Raw genomic sequence first — 23,228 nt, forward strand, 5'->3', positions numbered from 1 at the left:
AGACGATAAACCGGCCGGAAGGCATTCTTCGGCCGGTTCGGTGTGGATAGACGGGGAAGCTTAAATCGAGAAGCTGGTGCCGCAGCCGCAGCTTGCAACCGCGTTCGGGTTCTTGATCTGGAAGGATTGGCCGAGAAGGTTGTCGACGAAGTCGATTTCCGCGCCCGCCATATAGACCAGCGACAGGCTGTCGATCAGTACCCTGGCGTTGTTCTTCTCGATGACGATGTCATCGTCCCGGGCATCGCCGGTAAGATCGAACTTGTAGGAAAAGCCCGAGCAGCCGCCGCCTTCGACGGAAACGCGCAGCGCGCTCTTGCCGGTCTCGGCACCGACGATCGCCGCGATTCGTTTTGCCGCCGCGTCGGAAAGGGTTACACTCGTATCCGTCATGTTTCCTCCTGCCGGGGTCAAGATCCGGAGAGAATTGATACCGGCCGATGAACGTCAAACGGCTGATATCAAAAGAATTTATCACTTGCGTTGCGAAAACGCACTCTTCGGCGAAGCTTTTAAGAAAGCGCCTCTTTGCCGTTTACATCGGCTATAGGTATGAAGAGCGGAATGCGGCGTCAATGGGCGAAGTGCCGCGCGATGTTGAATGACGGTGAAAAATGAAGATCGACAGGCAGGCATTGGGTTTCGGAAATGGGGAGCGGGCGACCTATGCGTCAGACCCCTGGACGACGCGCGGAAGGCTTTACGCCGAAAGTTCCAGCCCGACGCGCTCCGAATTCCAGCGTGACCGCGACCGTATCGTCCATACGACGGCCTTTCGCCGTCTGAAGCATAAGACGCAGGTTTTCATCGCGCAGGACGGCGATCATTACCGCACGCGTCTCACGCATACGATCGAAGTTGCCCAGATCGCTCGCGCGCTGGCGCGGGCCCTGAAGCTCGACGAGGATCTGGCGGAGGGCGTTGCGCTCGTCCACGACTTCGGCCACACACCGTTCGGCCACACTGGCGAGGACGCGCTGCACGACGCTCTCTTGCCCTATGGCGGTTTCGACCATAATGCCCAGTCCCTTCGCATCGTCACCAAGCTGGAGCGGCGCTATGCCGAATTCGACGGCATCAACCTGACCTGGGAGAGCCTGGAAGGCCTCGTGAAGCACAATGGGCCGCTGCTGACGAAGGACGGGCAGGGCAAGCGCGGACCGGTGCCACAGCCGATCCTCGATTACTGCGAAATCCACGACCTCGAGCTTGCGACTTTCGCCAGCCTCGAAGCACAGGTGGCGGCGATCGCCGACGACATAGCCTATAACACGCATGACATCGACGATGGTCTGCGTTCGGGCTACCTGACGTTCGAGATGCTGGAGGAAATTCCGTTCCTTGTTGGATTGATGGCCGAGGTCCGGGGGCTTTACCCTCATCTTGAGAAGAGCCGGTTCACGCATGAGATCATGCGCCGGCAGGTCACGCGCATGGTCGAGGACGTCATTGCCGTTGCCCAGGAGCGCCTGTCCGAGGTGAAGCCAAAAAGCGTCAAGGATATACGCGAGGCGGGCAGGGTGATCGCGACCTTCTCGAAGGAGATGTCGGAGACCGACAGGCAGATCAAGCAGATGCTCTTCAAGCGAATCTACCGCCATCCCGATATCATGCGGATCCGGGCAGGTGCTGCGCAGATCGTCAGCGATCTCTTCGCCGCCTACATGGCCAATCCGAAGGAGATGCTGAGCCACTACTGGGTCGACCATATCGCAGGTCTTGCCGATGCGCCGAAGGCCCGCCATGTCGGCGATTATCTGGCGGGCATGACGGACACCTATGCGATCAGCGCCCACAGGCGATTGTTTGACCACACTCCGGATTTGCGATAGGCAGCGGTCGCCGCGGCAGGAGTTGCGGCAGAGCCTATGCATGGAAGAGTGCGATGAACCTTTTTACCGACTTCGAAGCCAGGATTAAGAACGCCCTTGAACAGATTGATATCGTCAAGGAAAAGCGATCCGAGCTCGATTTCGGACGCATCGCCGTTGAGCCGCCGCGCGACGCAAGCCACGGCGATGTCGCGACCAATGCCGCGATGGTGCTTGCAAAGCCGCTAGGCACCAATCCGCGCGCGCTCGCCGAAATCATCATCGCCAAGTTGAAGGAAGATGCCGACGTCGCTGACGTCTCCGCCGCCGGCCCCGGCTTCATCAACATCAGGCTTTCCGTCGGTTACTGGCAGCGCTTGCTTACCGCGATCATCGAGGCGGGAACCGATTACGGCCGCTCGACGCTTGGCGCCGGCAAGAAGATCAATGTCGAATATGTCTCGGCAAACCCGACGGGTCCGATGCATGTCGGCCATTGCCGCGGCGCCGTCGTCGGAGACGCGCTTGCGAACCTTCTCGCCTTCGCAGGCTACTCCGTCGAAAAGGAATACTACATCAACGATGCCGGCTCGCAGATCGACGTGCTGGCGCGCTCGGTCTTCCTGCGCTATCGCGAAGCGCTCGGCGAAAGCATCGGCGATATTCCGCCCGGCTTTTATCCGGGCGATTACCTGATCCCGGTCGGCCAATCGCTTGCCATCGACTACGGCGTGCGGCTGCACAACATGCCGGAAGAGCAGTGGATGCCGATCGTCAAGGATCGCGCGATCGACGCGATGATGGTGATGATCCGCGAGGATCTCGCAGCCCTCAACGTGCATCACGACATCTTCTTTTCGGAGCGGATGCTGCATGGGGCCGGGGGTGCGGCCATCCGCACGGCGATCAACGACCTGACTTTCAAGGGCTATGTTTACAAGGGGGCGCTGCCGCCGCCGAAGGGTCAGGTGCCGGAAGACTGGGAAGACCGCGAGCAGACGCTCTTCCGCTCGACCGAAGTCGGCGACGACATGGACCGCCCGCTGATCAAGTCGGACGGCTCCTATACCTATTTCGCCGCGGACGTCGCCTATTTCAAGAACAAGTTCGATCGCGGCTTCGACGAAATGATCTATGTGCTGGGCGCCGACCACGGCGGTTACGTGAAGCGCCTGGAGGCCGTTGCGCGCGCCGTTTCCGAAGGCAAGTCGGAGCTTACCGTGCTGCTTTGCCAGCTCGTCAAGCTCTACCGCAACGGCGAGCCGGTGAAGATGTCGAAGCGCTCCGGCGACTTCGTGACGCTCCGCGAGGTCGTCGAAGAAGTCGGCCGCGATTCTGTACGCTTCATGATGCTCTACCGCAAGAATTCCGAGCCGCTCGACTTCGATTTCGCAAAAGTAACGGAGCACTCGAAAGACAATCCGGTCTTTTACGTGCAGTACGCGCATGCCCGTTGCATGTCGGTTTTCCGCCAGGCGAAGGAGGCGTTTCCCGATCTCGACCTGTCGCCCGCACACCTTGCCGAAGCGGTCGTCGGCATCTCGGATCCCACGGAATTGCAGCTGGTTGCGAAAGCTGCGGAATTCCCGCGTATCATCGAATCTGCGGCCCAGTCCCACGAGCCTCATCGCATCGCGTTTTACCTCTATGATCTCGCGAGTTTCTTCCATGCGCACTGGAATAAAGGTAAAGATCAAACGGAATTACGATTTGTTAACGATAAGAACCGAGAATCGAGTATTGCCAGACTTGGGCTGGTGTATGCTGTCGCTTCGGTTTTGAAGGCAGGACTTGCCGTTACAGGCACTGCCGCTCCGGATGAAATGCGATAACGTCACCATTTCCCCACATTGCGCTGGCATTTGACCGCGTGGGTTTACGGGTGGGATGAGTATGGCTGACAAACAACTGGCGTATGATACGCGAAAGAAGACGGAGCTTTTCGATGAAGGCGATCCGCTGGCTGAGCTTGCGCGTATCGTCGGCTTCGAGCCGCGCGTAGCCGCCAATACGGTTCCGGATGTGCCCCGGCAGGAGCCGGCATTCAATCTCGAGGACGAGCTTCTTCGCGAATTCGAGCGTTTCGACGCTCCCCGTCCACTTGCGGCCCTCGATCGTCCGGCCGAACCTGCCGCTGCGGAATATGACTATCCCGCCGCCGACGCCATTGTCGAACCCGAGCCTGTCGATCCGCCCGTCGCCGCATCGCTCGTCTCGGAGGGGGCCGAGGTTCTTTCCGCTGCCGATTGGGCCGCGTCCCAGGGGTCCGAACCCGTTTTTGGTGGTGCCCGCGATCTGATCGAGGAGCTTGAGCTTTCGATCGGCGGCCCCACGGTTCAAATTCCGCAGGCAACCCCTGCCAAGGCGCCGCAGTGGTCGGCCGCCAGCATCAAGCTGCCTCTCGCAAACTTCCATGCCGCTCGCCGTGACGAGCCGGTTGAAGCCGTTGCGCCCATCGAAGCGGTCGCTGCTCCTGAGCCGCAGCCCGAGCCTGTTGCGCAGGTTCAGCCCGTTATCCAGCCCGAACCTGTCGCCTTTGACCCTGCCGAGGAATTTGAAGCGGCAGCTCCGCAGGGCTTCCCCGCTGAACTCGATCGCCATGACGACATGGTCGTGGAAGAAGCGCCAGTGCAGGAAATGCTCGCGCCGGTCGAGACGCCAGTTGCGATGGAGCCCTCGGTTGAGGCTGAACCCTTCGATCTGGTTGCTGCCGCAACGGAAGGCGTCGTACAGGCGGATGCTGCGCTGACTGAAGCGCCTCCCGAAGATCAGCCGATCGCCTTTGATTTCGATGACTTGCTGGCGGACGTCTCCCGTTATCCGGTTCCTCAGCGGGCGGCATCTGCGCCTGTGGAACCGAAGGCGGCACCTTTCGAACAGTGGGAGCCGCTGGTCGTCACACCCGCTGTTGCTACGCCTGTTGCCGCTCCAGTGGCTGTTGCTCCTGCCGCTGCTGCTGAGGTTCCTGCTGTGGCCGCACCTGCTAGGCAGGACGCTGATAGCGAAGATCCGTTTGCCGGCCACGATTTCGAACTCGATCTCGAAGGCATCGAACTCGAACTCGCCGATCTTGATTTTGCCGAGCCTGCAAAAGCGCAGGAGCTTGCTCCTGTCGTTGCGATGGCGCCTTCTGCCGTGGCTGCCGCGCGGCCGGTTGGGCATGCTGCCGCCGCTTCAGTTTACGAAGCGCCGCATCCCGTAGCTGTGGAGAGCAAAGCGGCCGCAGTCGATGCCGAGGAAGAGCTGCCCTTCGATGCCTCGATGATTACCGAGGCCGACCATCATCCTGAGACCGTCGAAGAGATGCATGTGCCCTCGCTGCCGCCCGTCGAGCAGCCGACGCCGGTTGCGCCGGCGAACGACTTCGATTTCGACGTCGACGCGGAAATCGCGAGCCTTTTTGAGACGTCGACCCAAAAAGCGCCGGCTGCGGCTGCACCTGCCTGGGCTCCTGCAGCCGCGCCCGCTTGGGCTCCTGCAGCAGCGGCAGCGGTTGTTGCGGCAGCGCCGACGGCCGTTCGGCCGCAGGCGGCCAGTGGTTCTGACGAATTCGAGCGTGCGCTTGAGGAGGATTTCCGCCGCAGTGTTCGCGAACCCGTTCGCCGGGCCGATGCGCCTACCGAGGTCCGTATCCAATCCGCGGCTGAGGCGGAGGACATGGGCCGCGCCCGTTCCATGAAGCGGTTGCTTGCGGCTGCGGCTCTGATCGTCGTCTTCGCCGGTGGCGCCTATGGCGTCTATTCGGTTGTGACCGACGGCGGCCTCGGCATTGCCGGCGGAGAACCGCGGGTGATCGTGGCAGACAAGGAGCCGGTCAAGGTCGTTCCGGAAAATCCGGGCGGCAAGACCGTGCCGAATCAGGACAAGGCGGTCTATGACCGCGTTGCCGGTTCCACAGAGGCACCGAAGCAGAAGGCGCTCGTTTCATCCGATGAAGCGCCGGTCGATGTCGTTCAGCGCACGCTGACGCCCGAAGTTCTGCCGGAAGACAACGACGGACCCATCATCGACAATCCGGCAAGCACGCCGGTCGGTGACACGCAGGATCCGCGTCTGCTGCCGAGCGAGGATACGGCGGAGAACGGTGCTGCGGCCGATGATGGCCCGGATGGCGATCGTCCGCCGGCCGTTGCGCCGCGCAAGGTCCGCACGATGGTCGTCAAGCCGGACGGAACGCTGGTCGCCCGCGAAGAGCCTGCCGCACCGGTTGAAGAGCCGGCCGTTCAGCCGCCTGCCGCTGCGACGGCCTCTAGCGGTTCCGCCGCAAGCTTCCCGGCGAGCAGGGAGGTTGCCTCCGCCGATATCCGCGCGACGCCCGTTGAAACGACGACGGTCGCGCCGCTGCCCGCCGCGCAGCAGCCATCCACGTCTACCCTGGACACGTCTCCCTTGGAAAAGGTTGCCGCTGCAAACCCGGAAAATGCGAAAATCGATCAACCTGTCCGCCCGATCCAGACGCCGCCGGTAGCTGAAAAGCCGGCCGATACGGCGCCGGTACCGACGGCCCGTCCTTCCGAGCAGCCGGTGAATGTCCTCAGCACGGTGACCGAGAAAGGCAACGTCCGCCCGGCGGAACAGCAGCCGAAGCCGGCTGAAGTCTCCTCGGTCGAGCCTGCCGCCGCCAAGCCGCAGCCGGCTGCACCGGCTGGCGGGTACGGCATGCAGATCGCGTCGCTGCCATCCGAAGCGGAGGCGAACAAATCCTATGCGAACCTGTCGAAGAAGTTTGCAAGCGTTCTCGGCGGCCGCAGCTTTGAAATCCGCAAGGCCGAGATCGCCGGCAAGGGCACGTTCTACCGCGTCCGTATCCCGGCGGGCTCCAAGGACGAGGCCGCAGCCCTTTGCGAGCAATATCGCTCAGCCGGCGGAAGCTGCCTGATTTCGAAGTAAGCGGTTGACCGTTCGATCCAGAGCGGCGGGCACGTCCCGCCGTTTTTTATGCGCTGCTTTCCTGTGAATGGCGCTTGACCTTACTCGCAATTCCCCGGCAGGCCTCTATGATTCGGATATGACCGAATCAAAAGCGATGATCCTGGGCTGTAGCGGCCTGTCACTCACCTCGGAAGAAACGGCCTTCTACAAGGCTGAACGACCTTGGGGCTTCATCCTCTTCGGGCGTAATATCTCCGAGCGGCAGCAGATTGCCGAACTGGTTGCCGAAATGCGTGAAAGCGTCGGCTGGCACGCGCCGGTTCTGATCGATCAGGAAGGCGGCCGTGTGCAGCGCATCCGCCCGCCGATCCTGCCGCATTATCCCTCCGGGCAGACGCTCGGGGATATCTACCGGCGAGACCGGGAGCAGGGGCTGCGCGCCGCCTGGCTGATGTCGCGGCTGCACGCGTTCGATCTTTTGAAGTTCGGAATCAATGTCGACTGCCTGCCTGTTCTCGACGTCCCGGTGGAGGGCAGCAGCAGCGTCATCGGCAACCGCGCCTATGGCGGCGATCCGAAAACGGTCGCCGATATGGGACGCGCGGCGGCAGAGGGGCTGAAGGCGGGCGGGGTGCTGCCGGTGATGAAGCATATGCCGGGCCACGGCCGCGGCCGTGCCGATTCCCACCACGAACTGCCGGTCGTCGCCGCCTCGCGCGATGAACTGGAAGCGCACGACTTCCCACCCTTCATCGCCATGAAGGACGAGCTTGCGGCCATGACCTGTCACGTCGTTTTTACTGCGATCGATCCGGACAATCCGGCGACGACCTCGCGCAACGTGATCGACGGCGTGATCCGCGAGCGCATCGGCTTCGGGGGGCTGCTGCTTTCCGACGATACGTCGATGAACGCCTTGGCCGGGACAATCGGTGAGCGTGCTGCGAATATCATTGCAGGCGGATGCGATATCGTGCTGCATTGCAACGGCCATATGGACGAGATGCAGCAGGTCGTGGCAAATACGCCGGTATTGGCAGGCGCCTCGCTGGAGCGCGCGAATGCCGTGCTGGCGGGCTTCCCCGAAGCTGATCAGGCAGACGAGGCGGCGATCCGCGCCGAATTCGACGGCATGTTCGCAGCCGTCTGAGCGATGGAAGAGAGGCAGCGGTGAACACGGTCAAGGGCACAGAGCGGACACAGGCGGCAACGCCGATGGACAAGCTTTGGCAGGACAACGGCGCCGAACGCGCCAGCCATGAGCCGGCGCTGGTGATCGACGTCGCCGGCTTCGAAGGTCCGCTCGACCTCCTCCTTTACCTCGCCCGCAATCAGAAGGTCGATCTTTCGCGCATCTCTGTGCTGGCGCTTGCCGAGCAGTATCTGCAGTTCATCGAAACTGCCCGCCGAATCCGCATCGAGCTTGCCGCTGACTATCTCGTGATGGCGGCGTGGCTCGCCTATCTCAAGTCCCGGCTGCTGATCCCGCAGCAGGTTAAGGACGATGGTCCCACCGGCGAGGAGATGGCCGCAACGCTTGCCTTCCGCCTGAAGCGCCTCGAAGCGATGCGCGAGGCTGCAAGCGGGCTCGTCAACCGCAATCGTCTCGGCCGCGATATCTTTGCCCGCGGCGCGCCGGAGCATATTCCAGACAGACAAAAATCCGCTTACGAGGCAAGCCTTTACGACCTTTTGACCGCCTACGCGTCGCTGCGCCAGCGCCAGGCCGTGACCCAGGTCACGATCGCGCGCCGCACGGTCTGGTCCCTGACCGATGCCCGCGACCTGCTGACGCGCATGATCGGGGAGGTCAGCGGCTGGACGGCGCTGGAACATTATCTGCTACGGTATATGGCATCGCCGGACGAGCGCGTCACGGCAATCGCCAGTGCCTTTGCCGCCTCGCTTGAACTCGTGCGCGAGGGCAAGCTGGAGATCCGCCAGGACGCTGCCTTCGAGCCGCTCTATCTGCGCCGGGGACCGAAACATGCGACCCTGCAGGTCGTCGAGCAGGAGGGGTCCGCTTGATGGATTCCAGAGACTATATTGGCCGCGACGAAGGCGAGGGCGCTTCCCGGCAAAATTTCCAGGCGGAGATGGAGGCCGAGCGCATCGCGGAGGCTCTGGTCTTCGCCTCCGCGCAACCGGTTTCCGAAGCTTTCATCGCCGATCGTTTGCCCGGGAATTTCAACGTCCGCGCCGTCATGCTCCGGATCAAGGAGCAATATGCGCCGCGCGGCGTCAACCTCGTCCAGGTCGATGATGCCTGGGCATTCCGCACCGCAGCCGATCTCTCCTTCGTCATCCGCCGCGACGAGAACGAGGTCAAGAAGCTATCGCGCGCGGCCCTCGAGGTGCTGGCGATCATCGCCTATCACCAGCCGGTGACCCGTGCCGAAATCGAAGATATCCGCGGCGTGCAGACCTCACGCGGCACGCTGGACGTGCTGATGGAAGCAGGCTGGGTGCGTTTCCGCGGCCGCCGCCGCACGCCCGGCCGGCCCGTGACGCTCGGCACGACCCGCGATTTCCTCGATCATTTCGGCCTCGAGGAACTTCGCGACCTGCCCGGAATCGAGGAGCTGAAGGGTGCCGGCCTTCTTTCCGGTCGCATCCCTGCCAATTTCAATATCCCATCGCCCTTGATGAGCGACGAACTGACAGAGGACGAGGATCCGATCACGCAGATGGACCTTGAGGAATTGGGCCTTCTCGCCCCGCGCGGCGCCTCCGAAGATTAGTGTCATCCGGTCTTTGTTTTGACACCGACGGCGAAAACAATAGAGATCACTATAATTCGATACCCGGACGGCTTGTCATTATGGGCGAACCCGTGACATTAAGCGTCAATCCGAGGGGAGTTTTGATGTTGGAAACGATGTCGGAAGCTCTTACATCGAAGGAAGATCGCAACAGGGAGTATGCGTAAATGGGTTCTTTTAGTATGTGGCACTGGTTGATCGTTCTGGTCATCGTGCTGTTGCTGTTCGGCCGCGGTAAGATTCCGGAGCTTATGAGCGACGTTGCCAAGGGCATCAAGAGCTTCAAGAAAGGCATCAACGAAGACGAAACGCCGGACACAGCAAAAACTGTCGATCACAAGGCCGACGAAACGAAGTAACAAGCCCGGGAACGGGCGGCTTTTGCCCCGCTTCCCCCAGGAGCCTTGAATGTTCGATATTGGCTGGACCGAGCTGCTTGTCATCGCGGTCGTGTTGATCGTCGTTGTCGGTCCGAAGGATCTGCCGCCGATGCTGCGCGCTTTCGGCAAGATGACGCAGCGTGCCCGGAAGGTCGCGGGCGAATTCCGCTCGCAGTTCGACGAGGCGCTGCGCGAAGCGGACCTTGACGATGTACGCCAGACGATCAGCGATGCGCAGCGCCTTAATCCGGCAAACAGCCTGCGCGAGGCGATGAACCCGCTTCGCCAGATGGGCAACGACATCAAGGCTGACCTGCAGAAGGCAACGGCAGTCGAAAACAAGACCGAAGCGCCGCCGGTCAGCGTGCCGGAGCCGTCGATGAGCTTGCCGGAAACGCCGCCTGTCGTCGCGCCGGCGCCGGAACCCGCCGTTGTCGAAAAGCCGAAGGCCGCGCGCAAGCCGCGCGCTGCCGCCGGGAAGGCGCCGCCTGCGGCTGCAATTCCCGCCGCTCCCGCTGCAAAGCCGAAGCGCGCGGCTGCTGCAAAGACCGTCGCGGCTGCAGCAACAAAGGCTAGGCCGGCCAAACCTGCTCCGGCAGAGAAGACTGCGGCCGCTAAGAAGAAGACGGCGACCAAGAAGAAGGACGAGGCATGAGCGGTGACATCGAAGACAAGCCGCAGCCGTTGATCGAGCACCTGATGGAGCTGCGCACGCGGCTGATCTGGGCAATCGGCGCGTTCTTTGTCGCCTTCATCGCCTGCTTCATCTTCGCCAAACATCTCTTCAACGCCTTGGTCTACCCTTACAAATGGGCAGTCATCTGGGCCGGTCTCGATGTGACGAAGGCGCAGCTCATCTATACCGCGCCGCAGGAATTCTTCTTCACTCAGGTGAAGGTCGCGATGTTCGGCGGCCTTGTGATCGCCTTCCCGATCATTGCCGCGCAGGTCTACAAGTTCGTCGCCCCCGGCCTCTACAAGAACGAGCGTGCGGCCTTCCTGCCGTTCCTGATCGCTTCGCCGGTCCTGTTTCTGCTGGGTGCATCGCTTGTTTATTTCTTCTTCACGCCGATGGTCATGTGGTTCTTCCTGACTATGCAGCAGGCGCCGGGAGAGGGCGATGTCGCAATCTCGCTGCTGCCGAAGGTCTCGGAATATCTGAGCCTCATCATGACGCTCGTCTTCTCCTTCGGCCTCGTCTTCCAGCTTCCGGTCGTCACGACGCTGCTTGCCCGCGTCGGCCTGCTCACCTCGCAGTGGCTCGCCGAGAAGCGCAAGTTTGCGATCGTGCTCGCTTTCGTCGTGGCCGCCGTGCTGACGCCGCCCGATCCGCTGTCCCAGATCGGCCTTGCACTGCCGACGATCCTTCTCTACGAGATTGCCATCTACGCTGCGCGACTCGTGGAGCGCCAGCGTTCCCGGCAGGCGGTCGAAGAGGCGGACGGGTCTGCGGACGTTGCCAAGACGGACAGCGTCTGAGCGGTTCTCCGAAATTCTCTCCTGAACGCATGCAGGTTATCCGGTCGAGGCCCGGTCAGGCTTTGGCCGGGTCATGTCCTTCGTAACGACCCGGAACGACAATGCTCGATATCAAATGGATCCGTGAGAATCCCGAGGCGCTCGACGAAGCACTTGCCAAGCGCGGTGCGGAGCCCCTGGCCCAAAGCCTCATAGCTCTCGACGAGAAGCGCCGCTCCGCCGTGCAGAAGGTGCAGGACCTGCAATCCCGCCGCAACGCCGCCTCCAAGGAGATCGGCGCGGCGATGGCGCAGAAGAACGGCCAGCTTGCCGAAAAGCTGAAGGCCGAAGTCGCCGAAAAGAAGGTTTCGTTGCCGGCCGCCGAAGAGGACGACCGCCAGCTGACGGCCGAGCTCAACGACGCCCTGGCGCGTATTCCCAACATTCCGCTCGACGACGTCCCAGTCGGCGAGGACGAGCACGACAACGTCATCGCTCGCACGATCGGCGAAAAGCCGCGCTGGAATCACACGCCGAAGGAACACTTCGAAATCGGCGAGGCGCTTGGCTACATGGATTTCGAGCGCGCCGCAAAGCTTTCCGGTTCGCGCTTCACGGTGCTGACCGGCGCGCTTGCCCGCCTCGAACGGGCGCTCGGCCAGTTCATGATCGACCTCCACACGAGCGAGCACGGCTATACCGAAGTCAGTTCGCCGCTGATGGTGCGTGACGAGGCGGTGTTCGGCACGGCACAACTGCCGAAGTTCGCGGAAGACCTCTTCAGGACGACGGACGGCCGTTGGCTGATTCCGACGGCTGAAGTAACGCTAACCAATCTTGTCTCGGGTGAGATTCTCGAGCAGGAAAAGCTACCGCTCCGCTTCACCGCGCTGACCCCCTCCTTCCGCTCGGAAGCCGGTTCGGCTGGGCGCGATACGCGCGGCATGCTGCGCCAGCACCAGTTCTGGAAATGCGAACTCGTGTCGATCACCGATGCCGAGAGCTCGCTCGCCGAGCACGAACGCATGACAGCCTGCGCCGAGGAAGTTCTGAAGCGCCTCGGCCTGCATTTCCGCACGATGACGCTCTGCACCGGCGACATGGGCTTCGGTTCGCGCAAGACCTACGATATCGAAGTCTGGCTGCCGGGACAGAACGCCTACCGCGAGATCTCGTCCTGTTCGGTCTGCGGCGATTTCCAGGCGCGGCGCATGAATGCGCGCTATCGCGGCAAGGACGATAGGAGCGCGAAGTTCGTTCACACGCTGAATGGCTCCGGCACTGCTGTCGGCCGCTGCCTGATCGCAGTTCTCGAAAACTACCTGAATGAGGATGGGTCGGTCACTATCCCCGACGCGCTGCTGCCCTATATGGGCGGTTTGACGAAGATCGAACGGGCGGCCTGAGGCGATGCGCATTCTGCTCACCAATGACGACGGCATCCACGCCGAAGGTCTCGCTGCACTTGAGCGGATTGCGCGTACCCTTTCCGACGACGTCTGGATCGTCGCGCCGGAAACGGATCAGAGCGGCCTGGCGCATTCGCTGAGCCTTTCCGAGCCGCTTCGCCTGCGTCAGGTGGCCGACAAGCATTTCGCGCTGCGCGGTACGCCGACCGATTGCGTCATCATGGGCATCAAGCAGGTGATGGACATCAAGCCTGACCTCGTGCTTTCCGGCGTCAATTCCGGCTCGAACGTCGCCGACGACGTCACCTATTCCGGCACCATCGCCGGCGCCATCGAAGGCACGATGCAGGGCGTGCGTTCCTTCGCGCTGAGCCAGGCCTACACTTATTCAGACGGCGCGCGCATCGTGCCGTGGGAAGTCGCCGAGGTCCACGCGCCGGCGCTGCTTGACAGGCTGATGAAGGTTGACTTGCCTGAAGGCACCTTCCTCAACCTCAACTTCCCGAACTGCCGTCCGGATGAGGTGCAGGGCGCCGAAGTCACCGCCCAGGGCAAGCTTGCCTTCAACCTGCAGGTCGACGCGCGCTCCGACGGCCGCGGCTTGCCCTATTACTGGCTGAAGTTCGGCGAGCGTGCCGGCGCCTTTACCGAGGGCACGGATATTCACGCGCTGAAGCATAATAAGATTTCGGTAACACCTTTGAAACTGGATCTGACCGATTATTCCGTGGAGGACCGCGTGGCGCGGGCGCTTTCTGGTACGGAGTAGGACATTTTGACGGCACGGCTGGTCGAGAAGGAAGGTTTTGCAGCACTTGTCCTGAGGCTGCGGGCGGAGGGGATATCGGACATCGACCTCCTGACCGCCGTCGAGCAGACGCCGCGCGCGCTCTTCGTGCCGCCGCAATTTGCCGACGATGCCTATTCCACCCGGACGATCCCGATCGAGTGCGGGTCGTTCCTGGAGGGCGTCGATCTCGCTGTCCGTATCCTTTATCTTTTGAAGGTGAAGCCCGGCCAGCGTGTGCTGGAAGTGGGTACCGGCAGTGGTTTCACCGCAGCTGTCATCGGCCGCATTGCCGAGCGCGTTTTGACGATCGACCGCTACAAGACGCTGACGGCCAACGCGCAGCGCCGCATGGATCAGCTCGGCCTTCGCAGCGTCATCGTCCGCCAGGCCGATGGCAGCAATGGCCTGCAGGGCGAGGGGACTTTCGACCGCATCCTTGTTACAGCCGCTTTCAATTCCATGCCGCGCTTTTATGCGGACCAGCTCGTCTCCGGCGGTTCGATGATCGCACCGCTGATGATGTCCGAGGACCAGTGCCGCATGGTGCGGCTGACGAAGACCGGCAGCCGTTTCGAGCGTGAAGAGCTTTTCGACGTGCCCTATCTGTCGATCGTGCCGAGACTGGCTTCCCAGCTCTGACGGGCATTCCCTCGGCATTTTCCGCGTGTCGGGCGTCTGCGATTTCTCACCCGCAAAACTATGGTTATCAATTCCTCAAAAAAATCGCACTGATTCCAGCGCTTTAACCGGGTGGTAACACTAACGCGCTTTAATATACCCACGAATGGTTGAGTTATGAGTGGGTCGAGTCATGCGTTTTAGCGTTTCGCCAAAGTTCGGAAAGCCGGCCGGCAATCTCTTGTTTGTTGCCTTGTTGGCAAGTGCCGCTACGGGCTGCAGTTCGGATGTGACCCGCTTCGGCGGCCTCTTTGCCGGGTCGGGTCAAGATCAGATGACGACCGGTTCTGTACCGAGGCGGAACATGAGTGGCTCACAGGGTGATCCTGTCCCGAGCGCCGATCTTCAGTCCGGAATGGCGCAACCCTCATACAATGCCAGCAATAATGCATTGAATCAGCCTTATCCGCCGACAACCGCAACGACCCGCTCCAGCGCGCGCCTTGCCTCCGCTCCGGTTTCCGTCCAACGCACCGAACTTGCGGCGCCGGCGGGCGCATCCTCGATGCCGTCGCGTGAAAAGCAGGTCGCGATGGCGCAGCCGTTCCCGGCGTCTTCCTCGGGATCGCAGGCTCCGCGCCAGATGCAGGCCGCTCCGAAGCTGGCTTCGCCCGATCAGATGACGACAGGCACGACGCCGAAGGTTTCTGGCTGGTCCGCCGCTAATGCGCCTTCCGTCCTGGTTCGTCCGGGCGAAAATCTGACGACCCTCGCCAACCGCTACGGCGTTCCCGAAAAGGAAATCCTTCGCGTCAACAACATGAAGTCGGCCGCTGCCATCAAGCCGGGCGAAACGATCCTCATCCCGACCTTCAACGGCGGCAGGAATGCGGCCAAGGCTTCGGCGCAGGCCGCCGACATTTCCAAGAGTGGCAAGCTTCCGCAGCCGTCGAAGACGCCGGACCAGAACCTCGCGGTCCTGCCGGCTGCGAATGCTGCTCGCGACAAGTCGCAGGCAAGCACAGATGCTGCCGCGGGCAAGATTGCGGCCGGTGCCGGAAAGGATCCGAAAGCACGCGGCGGCACTTACACGGTCAAGCCGGGCGATTCCCTCGCCAAGATTGCCAGGGCGACTGGCACGAAGATCGACGACCTCAAGGCTGCGAATAATCTCTCGGCAACCTCGATTCGCATCGGCCAGACGCTGACGATCCCGAACGGCTCCGCTTCCGCCGATCAGACGAAGACTGCGTCCATTCCGGCCAAGGCCGAACCGAAGCCTGCGTCCCCTGCCGCAGCTGAAACGGCCTCCGCTCAGCCGGCCTCCTACCAGCCGCCGGTTGCAACGCAGACCGTCGATGAAGTCCAGAAGAAGTCCGACGTCGCCTCAGCCGCCCCGGAATCGACCGGCATCGGCAAATATCGTTGGCCGGTCCGCGGGGCCGTCATCGCGGCCTATGGCGCAAACGTCAACGGCAGCCGCAATGATGGTATCGACATCTCGGTGCCGCAGGGCACGCCGATCAAGGCCGCCGAAAACGGTGTGGTCATCTATGCGGGCAACGGCCTGAAGGAACTCGGAAACACCGTTCTCATCCGCCACGACGACGGCACCGTGACCGTCTACGGCAATGCCGACACGCTGAGCGTCGCCCGCGGCCAGAAGATCCAGCGCGGACAAACCGTCGCCGTCTCCGGCATGAGCGGCAGCGTCAAGCAGCCGCAGGTCCACTTCGAAGTCCGCAAGGACGCCTCGCCGGTCAATCCGATCACCTTCCTCGAATAGGTAAAGCGTCTCGGGGAAGTGCAAAAGCCCGGCCGACCGCCGGGCTTTTGTCGTTTTGCACTGGCCATAGCCTGTTTAGCCGCGGGCGAGAGCGATCCGCATGCGCCCTGCAAGATCCTGGATATACTGCCATGCGACGCGGCCGGAGCGCGCACCGCGCGTGGTTGCCCATTCCAGCGCTTCGGCATGCATCTTCTCGCGGTCGAGTGTCAGCTTGAAATGCTCGGCATAGCCGTCGATCATTGTGAGGTAGTCTTCCTGGCTGCATTTGTGGAAGCCGAGCCAGAGACCGAAACGGTCGGAAAGCGATACCTTCTCTTCGACGGCCTCGGATGGATTGATGGCGGTCGACTGCTCGTTCTCCATCATGTGGCGCGGCAGCAAGTGGCGGCGGTTGGAGGTGGCGTAGAAAAGCACGTTGTCCGGCCGGCCTTCGATGCCGCCGTCGAGCGCTGCCTTCAGTGACTTGTAGGCGGTATCGTCATGGTCGAAGGAGAGGTCGTCGCAGAAAACGATGACGCGATGCGGCGCTTCCTTCAGGATATCGAGCAGCGTCGGCAGGCTCGCAATGTCTTCGCGATGCACCTCTACGAGCTTCAGCGAAACGCCGCTTTCCTGGCGAACGTCTTCATGGACCGCCTTGACCAACGACGACTTGCCCATGCCGCGCGCGCCCCAGAGCAGCACGTTGTTGGCTGCAAACCCGTCGGCAAAACGCACCGTATTCTCGTGCAGGATGTCGCGCACATGGTCGACGCCACGGATGAGTTTCAAGGCCACACGGTTCGGCCGTGCGACGGGCTGCAGGTGCGTGCGGGCGGGCGACCAAACGAAACAGTCGGCGGCATTCCAGTCGTTGGGGCCGGGTGCCGGACCCGCCAGCCGCTCGACCGCGTCGGCAAGCCGCCGCAGCTCCTGCAAAATGACGCTGTTCAATTCTTGGGCCATCGCATGTCCTCCTGAATTTCCTGCCGCGGCGTCCGCGCCAAATTTTTCGACGCGGAGTAGCATGGCCTTTCCAAAGCGGAAAGGTTATGAGACAGGGGAATCGGTACGCCCGCAGGCTGTTTTTGTTGCATTCATCCTTGCCGCAACTATAGTCCGGCCACCCGAAAAAGAGAGGCGGATATACGCCGCCCGTAATTGAGGAGCCTATCAATGTTCATCACCCCGGCATTTGCCCAGGCCTCACCGGATGCCGCTGCGTCGCCCTTCGGCTCCGGCTTCGAAATGATCATCCTGTTCGTGCCACTGATGGTCGTCTGGTACTTCCTGCTGATCCGTCCGCAGCGCGCCCAGGCCAAGAAGCGTGCAGAAACGCTGAGCGCGATCCGCCGCGGTGACCAGGTGGTCACGGCCGGCGGCCTCGTCGGCAAGGTGACCAAGGTCGTCGACGACAAGGAATTGGAAGTCGAAATCGCTGAAGGCGTGCGCGTCCGCGTGGTCCGTAGCGGTATCGCAGACGTTCGCGTGAAGGGCGAGCCCGTAAAAGCAGACGCCGCGTAATTCCGGCAGGCAGAGCAGCCGGATCAGAGGTGTCGAGACTGAAATGCTCCATTTTTCGAGTTGGAAAACAGTTCTGATCTGGCTCATTGTCTTTGTGGCGGCGCTCTGCGCCGCCCCAAATCTTTTCACGGACGCCTCGCTGCCAAGCTGGCTGCCGCACAAGCGGGTGGCCCTCGGCCTCGATCTTCAGGGCGGCTCGCATATCGTGCTGAAGGCCGAGCGCTCCGATATCGTCAGGGAGCGGCTCGAAAGCACGGTTGCGAGCGTGCGCGGCAGGCTGCGCGAAGCCGGAATTCGCTATACCCGGGCTGGCCGGCACCGGGCAGACCATTCAGGTCCGCATCACCGATCCGAGTGAGGTCGATCGCGCCGTCACCATTCTGACCCCGGTGACGGCACCGGCCGCCGGCGCCCCGGATCCCGAAGTCACGCTCTCGAAAGGAAATGACGGCCAGCTGACGCTGCAGATCACCGGCAAAGCGATCGACCGCAGCCTGTCGGCGACCCTCACGCAATCCGTGGAGATCGTCGGCCGCCGCGCCGTCGAAGCGGGCGGGATCGATCCCGTCATCGAAACCCGCGGCGCTGATCGATTATCCGTCCAGGTGCCGGGTCTCGCCGACTCGCAGCGGTTCAAGGATCTCTTGAGCCAGGATGGCCGGCTCTCCTTCCACTTGATTGATAGCAGCGTGTCGCCGCAGGATGCGATGAGCGGCACGGTACCGTCGCGCTCGCGGATCGTCTATTCGCCGGACGATCCGCCGGACATCTACCTTGTCGAGCGCGCTGAAGTGCTGTCGTCGGCTGATCTCGGCGATTTCCAGGTCAAGCCTGGCAACGACGAAGACAGCTCCATCCTGACCTTTCGCTTCAATCCCGAGAGTGCCAGGCAGTTTGGCGAGCTGACGCGAAAGAATGCGGGGCGGTCGTTCGCAGTCCTGTTGGACGATCAGGTCATTGCCACGTCTGATATCCGCGAACCGGTCACCGGCGATAGAGGACAGATAGCGCTTAACTATTCTCCGGAGGAAACCGAAGATCTTGCCGCGGTACTGCGCTCCGGTGCGCTTCCCGTCACGCTGACGATCGTCGAGGAACGGACGATCGATCCCGGCCTCGGCGCCGGCTCGATCCGCTCCGGCCTCGTCGCAGGGGGCGTCGGCGCCGTTCTGGTGATCGGCCTGATGGTGGCGCTCTACGGCGTGCTCGGTGTGATTGCCGGCGCCGCGCTTGTCGTCAACATCATGATGATCCTTGCCGTTCTCAGCCTGTTCGGAGCGCCGCTGACCTTGCCGGGTGTTGCCGGCATCGTGCTGACGATCGGCATTGCGGTCGATGCCACCGTTCTGATCTACGAGCGCATGCGCGAAGAGGTAAAAGGCGGCATGCATCTCGATCAGGCGATCGGCGTGGGCTATTCGAGAGCCTTTATGACCGTCGTCGATGCCAATATCACGACCTTGATTGCCGCCGCGATCCTCTTCTATCTCGGAAGCGATGCCATCCGCGGTTTTGCGGTCACGCTTGCGATCGGCATTCTAACGACGGCTTTCACTGCTTTCGTCTTCACGCGCCCGCTGGTCGTTGCCTGGGTGCGCCACCGTCGCCTCAAGCATCTGCCCAAGAGCGTCCATACCGATCTCTTCGACGGCACGAACATCCGCTTCATGGGCATCCGCCGCTACAGCTTCACCGCGCTTGCGGCCCTTTCGCTCGTCTCTATGCTGGCGGTAACGGCGATCGGCATGAAACTCGGCATCGATTTCACCGGCGGCTCCGTCATCGAAGTGAGGTCGAAGCAGGGGGCCGGCCGATCTCGATGACATCCGCGCGCGGCTGGGCGAAGTCAATATCGGCGACGTCCAGGCCAGGCGCCTCCGCGATGCCTCAAACGCCATCATCCGCATTGAAGCCCAAGGCGGCGGCGAAAATGCCGAACAGTCGGCAATCACGCTTGTGCGGAGCGAGCTTGCGGACCAGTATGATTTCCGACGCGTCGAAACTGTCGGCCCCGCGGTTTCCGGCGAGCTGACGAAGACGGCGACGCTCGGCATCCTTGCCTCGCTCGCCGCGATCCTCATCTACATCTGGTTCCGCTTCGAATGGCAGTTCGCCATCGGCGCCATCATCGCGACGTTGCACGACGTCATTCTGACGCTCGGTTTCTTCGTTGTCACCGGCATCGAATTCAATTTGACGAGCGTCGCCGCATTGCTCGTGATCGTCGGCTATTCGCTGAACGATACGGTGGTCGTTTACGACCGCATGCGCGAAAACCTGAGGCGCTATGCGCGCATGCCGCTGCCAATCCTGATCGACGCCTCGATCAACCAGACGCTGTCGCGCACGATCCTGACCTCGGCCACGACGCTTCTTGCGCTGCTCGCTCTCTATCTTTTCGGGGGCGAGGTCATCCGCTCCTTCGCGCTCGTCATGCTTTTCGGCGTTGCCGTCGGCACCTTCTCCTCCATCTATATAGCAGCACCGGTACTGATCCTCTTCCGCCTTCGCCCGAAGGCCTTCGACGACAAAGAGGATGGCGCCACCGATGAAAAATCCGGAAAGGCCACAGTGTAAGCCATGGCGAAAGGAATTGAAATCCGCGAGGCCCATTTCCCCGGCCGCGCTCCGGTCGACACGTACGGCAATGGCGGCTTCCGCTTTGCCGATATGTCGCATCGCGGCTCCATCCTCTGCCTTCCATCCGGTATCTACGGCTGGGAGATGGATATGTCGAAGCCGCTCTCCGTCGACAGTTTTCAGAGGGTGCTGGACGAGGCGGGCGATATCGAGGTTCTGCTGGTCGGGACGGGCACCGAACTTCGCCGCCTGCCGCCGGAGCTGAAGCATGCACTGAAGGTCCGCGGCATCTCCTCTGACCCGATGAGCACGGGTGCTGCCGTCCGCACCTTCAACATCATGCTCGCGGAATCCCGCGCCGTTGCGGCCGCCCTGATTGCGGTCTGACGATGACGGAACAGCCAATGAGCAACCAGGAGATTTGCCTGGCGATGCTGCGCGACAGTGATCGCGACCGCTATCTCGCCTGTCTACTGTCCTCGGAGGACAAGCGCGGCGCGCTCGCCGCCCTTTACACCTTCAATGCCGAACTCGCCCGCATCCGCGATCTCGTGCACGAGCCGCTGCCCGGCGAGGTCCGCATGCAATACTGGCGCGATCTGTTGGATGGCAGCGCCCACGGCTCGACCGAGGCTAATCCTGTTGCCGCATCCTTGCTGAGCGCGATCGAAGCCCACCGCCTGCCGCGTCAGACACTCGTCAACATGATCGATGCGCGTATCTTCGATCTCTACGACGATCCGATGGAAACCCGCACCTCGCTCGAAGGCTATGCCGGTGAAACGGCGTCCGCCCTGATTCAGCTGGCAAGCCTCGTCCTGTCGGCGGAGGAGGCGGCGAACTCCACCGAAGCCGCAGGTCATGCCGGCGTCGCGCAGGCCGTCGCCGGCGCGTTGCTTCTGATGCCGCTGCACCGCCACCGGGGCCAGCTCTATATTCCACTTGAAATTCTGAGCGCCACCGGCCTCGACCGCGACAGCTTTCTGGCGGGCAAGGACAAGGCGCGCATTTCTGCCGCTATCGAGGCCTTCGCCGGCCTCGGCCGCGATCACCTGGCAAAGGCCCGTGCCGTGCCGCTCCCGCCGACCGTTTTCCCGGCCTTCTTGCCTGTGACGCTTGCTGAGCCGGTGCTCGTGAAGGCGCAGAAGGCCGGTGCCGCGCTTTTCGACCAATCGCTGCAACCGCCGCAATGGCGCCGCCAGCTCGGCATGACGCTGGCGCTGATGCGCAAGAAAATCTGAAGCTGTTCAAATTCGCGCAAGGCTCGGGCACTATAAGTGGATAACCGCTATGCCTGAATCGGAGAAACGGCGTTGAGCTTTATCGTCTGGTCCGTCATTTTTACCCTCGTGGTCCTCCTAGCCTTCGTCGCGACCCGCATGGCCGCCAGGAACAAGGACGAGGAGGGCTTTCACGACACCGGTCTCGCGATCCTGGAGTTCAACCGCGCCTTCCCGCACGAGGCGATCCGCCAGCTTCAGGCGACGGCCGACGGCCAGGTGGTGTTCGTGCGTCTGCATGACAACAAGGCGGGCTTCATGCGCAACATGCACCGCCACTTCTCCTGCCATGTGCTGGAGCCGGGCAGGGTGCGCGTCGTCAGTTCGGAAACGGGCAAGGGTCTGGTCATCGATTTCCTCGATCACCCGCACCATAACGGTGTCTTCGAATTCGCCTCCGCCAAGGAGGCGGCCGAAGTCTCGCTCTGGCTGCTCGGCAATTACGTCGCCGACGCAGACCTTGCGCTGCCGCCGGCCGAAAAGCCGGCAGCCAACAAGCAATAAAAATCAGGCGCTTTCTGCAAGAGGGGCGCTCTGGCCGAGCCATGCGGCGCAATCGGCAAGCGCGCGCTTGGCGATCAACTGGCGTTTCAGGATGGTTTTGTCCTTGCCGCGGAACCGCTTGACCCCTTCTGGCTTGACGATGGAACCCGGCTGCAGCTCGGGAAACAGGCCAAAATTGATGTTCATCGGCTGGAAGGAGCGCTTTCCCGGTTCCTCGTCGGTGACGAGATGCCCGCCGGTGATATGGCCAAGCAACGAACCGAGGGCGGTCGTTGCAGGCGGCAGCGAGACCGTTTCGTCTTTGCGCTCGGCAGCGGCGAAACGCCCTGCCAACAGCCCGACGCTGGCGCTTTCGACATAACCCTCGCAACCGGTGATCTGGCCGGCAAAGCGCAGTCCTGGCCGCGATTTCAGCGTCAGCGACGGATCGAGCAGCGTTGGCGAGTTGATATAGGTGTTGCGGTGCAGGCCGCCGAGGCGGGCGAACTCGGCGTTCTGCAAACCGGGGATCATCCGGAAGATTTCCGACTGTGTGCCGTATTTCAGCTTCGTCTGGAAACCGACCATGTTGTAGAGCGTGCCGAGCGCATTGTCCTGACGCAGCTGAACAACAGCATAGGCCTTCACCAATGGATTATGCGCATTGGTCAGTCCCATCGGCTTCATCGGGCCGTGGCGCAGCGTCTCGCGGCCGCGTTCGGCCATTACCTCGATCGGTAGGCAGCCGTCGAAATAGGGCGTGCCTTCCCATTCCTTGAAGCCGACCGTATCGCCGGCAATCAGCGCGTCGACGAAGGCGTTGTACTGGTCTTCGTCCATCGGGCAGTTGATATAGTCCTTGCCGGTGCCGCCCGGGCCGACCTTATCGTAGCGCGATTGATACCAGCAGATATCCATGTCGATGCTGTCGCGATAGACGATTGGCGCAATCGCATCGAAGAAGGCAAGCGCGTCCGCACCTGTTTCCTCCTGGATTGCGGCAGCCAGCGACGGCGCCGTCAGTGGTCCGGTGGCGACGATCGCCAGATCCCATTCCTTCGGCGGCAGCCCGGTCACTTCCTCACGAACGACGGTAACGAGGGGATGCTCGCGGATTGCCTTCGTCACCGCCTCGGAAAAGCCGTCGCGATCGACGGCGAGCGCGCCGCCCGCCGGAACCTGATGCTTGTCCGCGCAAGCCATGATCAGCGAGCCTGCCATGCGCATTTCCGCATGGATCACGCCGACGGCATTGCTCGTCGCATCGTCGGAGCGGAAGGAATTGGAGCAGACGAGCTCCGCAAGGCCGTCGGTCTTGTGCGCATCCGTGCCGCGCACGCCGCGCATTTCATGCAGGACGACCGGCACGCCGGCGCTGGCGATCTGCCATGCGGCCTCAGAGCCGGCGAGCCCGCCGCCAACGACGTGGATAGGGGAATAGGAAGAGGTCTTGTTCATGCGCGGCTGATATCACGCCTGGCACGAACAGGGAA

20 protein-coding genes and 1 pseudogene are annotated in these 23,228 nt (G+C 62.2%); 18 read left to right on the plus strand and 3 right to left on the minus strand.

Annotated features, from left to right (window positions below):
* Positions 1-60 precede the first annotated feature (60 nt).
* On the minus strand, positions 61-393 hold the full coding sequence (gene erpA / locus ACZ9BX_RS03735; RefSeq protein WP_476215792.1) for an iron-sulfur cluster insertion protein ErpA: 333 nt from the start codon (positions 391-393) through the stop codon (positions 61-63).
* A gap of 221 nt (positions 394-614) precedes the next feature.
* Here erpA and ACZ9BX_RS03740 point away from each other — a divergent pair, with 221 nt between their 5' ends.
* From ACZ9BX_RS03740 to ACZ9BX_RS03800, 13 genes are all read left to right on the plus strand, one after another.
* The gene (locus ACZ9BX_RS03740) at positions 615-1,832 is read left to right on the plus strand and encodes a deoxyguanosinetriphosphate triphosphohydrolase (protein ID WP_476215794.1); all 1,218 of its coding nucleotides are present in this window, start codon (positions 615-617) and stop codon (positions 1,830-1,832) included.
* 53 nt (positions 1,833-1,885) lie between these two features.
* Positions 1,886-3,643 carry an arginine--tRNA ligase gene (gene argS / locus ACZ9BX_RS03745; RefSeq protein ID WP_476215796.1) on the plus strand — a complete coding sequence of 586 codons (1,758 nt, stop codon included), beginning with the start codon at positions 1,886-1,888 and terminating at the stop codon, positions 3,641-3,643.
* 61 nt (positions 3,644-3,704) lie between these two features.
* Positions 3,705-6,701 (plus strand): SPOR domain-containing protein, encoded by a 2,997-nt coding sequence (locus ACZ9BX_RS03750; protein ID WP_476215798.1) that lies wholly within the window; start codon positions 3,705-3,707, stop codon positions 6,699-6,701.
* A 118-nt stretch (positions 6,702-6,819) separates the two neighbouring features.
* Positions 6,820-7,833, plus strand: coding sequence for a beta-N-acetylhexosaminidase (gene nagZ / locus ACZ9BX_RS03755; RefSeq protein WP_476215800.1), 1,014 nt, complete (start codon positions 6,820-6,822; stop codon positions 7,831-7,833).
* A 20-nt stretch (positions 7,834-7,853) separates the two neighbouring features.
* Positions 7,854-8,711, plus strand: coding sequence for a segregation and condensation protein A (locus ACZ9BX_RS03760; RefSeq protein WP_476215802.1), 858 nt, complete (start codon positions 7,854-7,856; stop codon positions 8,709-8,711).
* On the plus strand, positions 8,711-9,424 hold the full coding sequence (scpB, locus tag ACZ9BX_RS03765; RefSeq protein WP_051336513.1) for an SMC-Scp complex subunit ScpB: 714 nt from the start codon (positions 8,711-8,713) through the stop codon (positions 9,422-9,424). Before ACZ9BX_RS03760 ends, scpB begins: the two co-directional genes overlap by 1 nt.
* A gap of 188 nt (positions 9,425-9,612) precedes the next feature.
* A complete protein-coding gene (locus tag ACZ9BX_RS03770) occupies positions 9,613-9,804 on the plus strand; it encodes a twin-arginine translocase TatA/TatE family subunit (RefSeq protein ID WP_027509308.1) in 192 nt (63 codons plus the stop codon).
* Between the two features lie 49 nt (positions 9,805-9,853).
* On the plus strand, positions 9,854-10,480 hold the full coding sequence (tatB, locus tag ACZ9BX_RS03775) for a Sec-independent protein translocase protein TatB (protein WP_476215805.1): 627 nt from the start codon (positions 9,854-9,856) through the stop codon (positions 10,478-10,480).
* On the plus strand, positions 10,477-11,304 hold the full coding sequence (tatC, locus tag ACZ9BX_RS03780; protein ID WP_027509310.1) for a twin-arginine translocase subunit TatC: 828 nt from the start codon (positions 10,477-10,479) through the stop codon (positions 11,302-11,304). Before tatB ends, tatC begins: the two co-directional genes overlap by 4 nt.
* Positions 11,305-11,405: 101 nt before the next feature.
* On the plus strand, positions 11,406-12,689 hold the full coding sequence (gene serS / locus ACZ9BX_RS03785) for a serine--tRNA ligase (RefSeq protein ID WP_476215807.1): 1,284 nt from the start codon (positions 11,406-11,408) through the stop codon (positions 12,687-12,689).
* A gap of 4 nt (positions 12,690-12,693) precedes the next feature.
* On the plus strand, positions 12,694-13,461 hold the full coding sequence (gene surE / locus ACZ9BX_RS03790; RefSeq protein ID WP_132561791.1) for a 5'/3'-nucleotidase SurE: 768 nt from the start codon (positions 12,694-12,696) through the stop codon (positions 13,459-13,461).
* Positions 13,462-13,467: 6 nt separating this feature from the next.
* On the plus strand, positions 13,468-14,121 hold the full coding sequence (locus tag ACZ9BX_RS03795) for a protein-L-isoaspartate(D-aspartate) O-methyltransferase (protein ID WP_027509313.1): 654 nt from the start codon (positions 13,468-13,470) through the stop codon (positions 14,119-14,121).
* A 172-nt stretch (positions 14,122-14,293) separates the two neighbouring features.
* Positions 14,294-15,886: a peptidoglycan DD-metalloendopeptidase family protein gene (locus ACZ9BX_RS03800; protein WP_476215810.1), complete on the plus strand. Its 1,593-nt coding sequence runs from the start codon at positions 14,294-14,296 to the stop codon at positions 15,884-15,886.
* A 75-nt stretch (positions 15,887-15,961) separates the two neighbouring features.
* Here the strand turns inward: ACZ9BX_RS03800 and ACZ9BX_RS03805 are convergent, their stop codons facing one another.
* A complete protein-coding gene (locus tag ACZ9BX_RS03805; protein WP_476215812.1) occupies positions 15,962-16,834 on the minus strand; it encodes an ATP-binding protein in 873 nt (290 codons plus the stop codon).
* Positions 16,835-17,044: 210 nt separating this feature from the next.
* Here ACZ9BX_RS03805 and yajC point away from each other — a divergent pair, with 210 nt between their 5' ends.
* The 5 genes and pseudogenes from yajC (at position 17,045) to ACZ9BX_RS03830 (ending at position 21,756) form a co-directional block, all read left to right on the plus strand.
* Positions 17,045-17,392 (plus strand): preprotein translocase subunit YajC, encoded by a 348-nt coding sequence (gene yajC / locus ACZ9BX_RS03810; protein ID WP_476215816.1) that lies wholly within the window; start codon positions 17,045-17,047, stop codon positions 17,390-17,392.
* 43 nt (positions 17,393-17,435) lie between these two features.
* Positions 17,436-19,969: pseudogene (secDF, locus tag ACZ9BX_RS03815) on the plus strand (protein translocase subunit SecDF).
* Positions 19,970-19,972: 3 nt separating this feature from the next.
* Positions 19,973-20,359, plus strand: a complete 387-nt coding sequence (locus tag ACZ9BX_RS03820; protein ID WP_132561797.1) for an Mth938-like domain-containing protein — start codon at positions 19,973-19,975, stop codon at positions 20,357-20,359.
* 2 nt (positions 20,360-20,361) lie between these two features.
* Positions 20,362-21,213, plus strand: coding sequence for a phytoene/squalene synthase family protein (locus tag ACZ9BX_RS03825; protein ID WP_476215818.1), 852 nt, complete (start codon positions 20,362-20,364; stop codon positions 21,211-21,213).
* Between the two features lie 72 nt (positions 21,214-21,285).
* On the plus strand, positions 21,286-21,756 hold the full coding sequence (locus ACZ9BX_RS03830) for a hypothetical protein (RefSeq protein WP_476215819.1): 471 nt from the start codon (positions 21,286-21,288) through the stop codon (positions 21,754-21,756).
* 3 nt (positions 21,757-21,759) lie between these two features.
* On the opposite strand, the gene trmFO is transcribed toward ACZ9BX_RS03830, so the two are convergent.
* Positions 21,760-23,193 (minus strand): methylenetetrahydrofolate--tRNA-(uracil(54)-C(5))-methyltransferase (FADH(2)-oxidizing) TrmFO, encoded by a 1,434-nt coding sequence (trmFO, locus tag ACZ9BX_RS03835; protein WP_476215821.1) that lies wholly within the window; start codon positions 23,191-23,193, stop codon positions 21,760-21,762.
* Between the last annotated feature and the right edge of the window lie 35 nt (positions 23,194-23,228).

The organism is Rhizobium sp. USDA 3886 (assembly GCF_056279785.1).

Coding starts and splice junctions, on each gene's coding strand:
- tatB (WP_476215805.1), top strand. CDS start 9,854: ATGTTCGATATTGGCTGGACCGAGCTGCTTGTCATCGCGGTCGTGTTG.
- ACZ9BX_RS03750 (WP_476215798.1), top strand. CDS start 3,705: ATGGCTGACAAACAACTGGCGTATGATACGCGAAAGAAGACGGAGCTT.
- erpA (WP_476215792.1), bottom strand. CDS start 393: ATGACGGATACGAGTGTAACCCTTTCCGACGCGGCGGCAAAACGAATC.
- argS (WP_476215796.1), top strand. CDS start 1,886: ATGAACCTTTTTACCGACTTCGAAGCCAGGATTAAGAACGCCCTTGAA.
- ACZ9BX_RS03820 (WP_132561797.1), top strand. CDS start 19,973: ATGGCGAAAGGAATTGAAATCCGCGAGGCCCATTTCCCCGGCCGCGCT.
- tatC (WP_027509310.1), top strand. CDS start 10,477: ATGAGCGGTGACATCGAAGACAAGCCGCAGCCGTTGATCGAGCACCTG.
- ACZ9BX_RS03740 (WP_476215794.1), top strand. CDS start 615: ATGAAGATCGACAGGCAGGCATTGGGTTTCGGAAATGGGGAGCGGGCG.
- ACZ9BX_RS03825 (WP_476215818.1), top strand. CDS start 20,362: ATGACGGAACAGCCAATGAGCAACCAGGAGATTTGCCTGGCGATGCTG.
- scpB (WP_051336513.1), top strand. CDS start 8,711: ATGGATTCCAGAGACTATATTGGCCGCGACGAAGGCGAGGGCGCTTCC.
- ACZ9BX_RS03770 (WP_027509308.1), top strand. CDS start 9,613: ATGGGTTCTTTTAGTATGTGGCACTGGTTGATCGTTCTGGTCATCGTG.
- yajC (WP_476215816.1), top strand. CDS start 17,045: ATGTTCATCACCCCGGCATTTGCCCAGGCCTCACCGGATGCCGCTGCG.
- trmFO (WP_476215821.1), bottom strand. CDS start 23,193: ATGAACAAGACCTCTTCCTATTCCCCTATCCACGTCGTTGGCGGCGGG.
- surE (WP_132561791.1), top strand. CDS start 12,694: ATGCGCATTCTGCTCACCAATGACGACGGCATCCACGCCGAAGGTCTC.
- ACZ9BX_RS03805 (WP_476215812.1), bottom strand. CDS start 16,834: ATGGCCCAAGAATTGAACAGCGTCATTTTGCAGGAGCTGCGGCGGCTT.
- nagZ (WP_476215800.1), top strand. CDS start 6,820: ATGACCGAATCAAAAGCGATGATCCTGGGCTGTAGCGGCCTGTCACTC.
- ACZ9BX_RS03800 (WP_476215810.1), top strand. CDS start 14,294: ATGCGTTTTAGCGTTTCGCCAAAGTTCGGAAAGCCGGCCGGCAATCTC.
- serS (WP_476215807.1), top strand. CDS start 11,406: ATGCTCGATATCAAATGGATCCGTGAGAATCCCGAGGCGCTCGACGAA.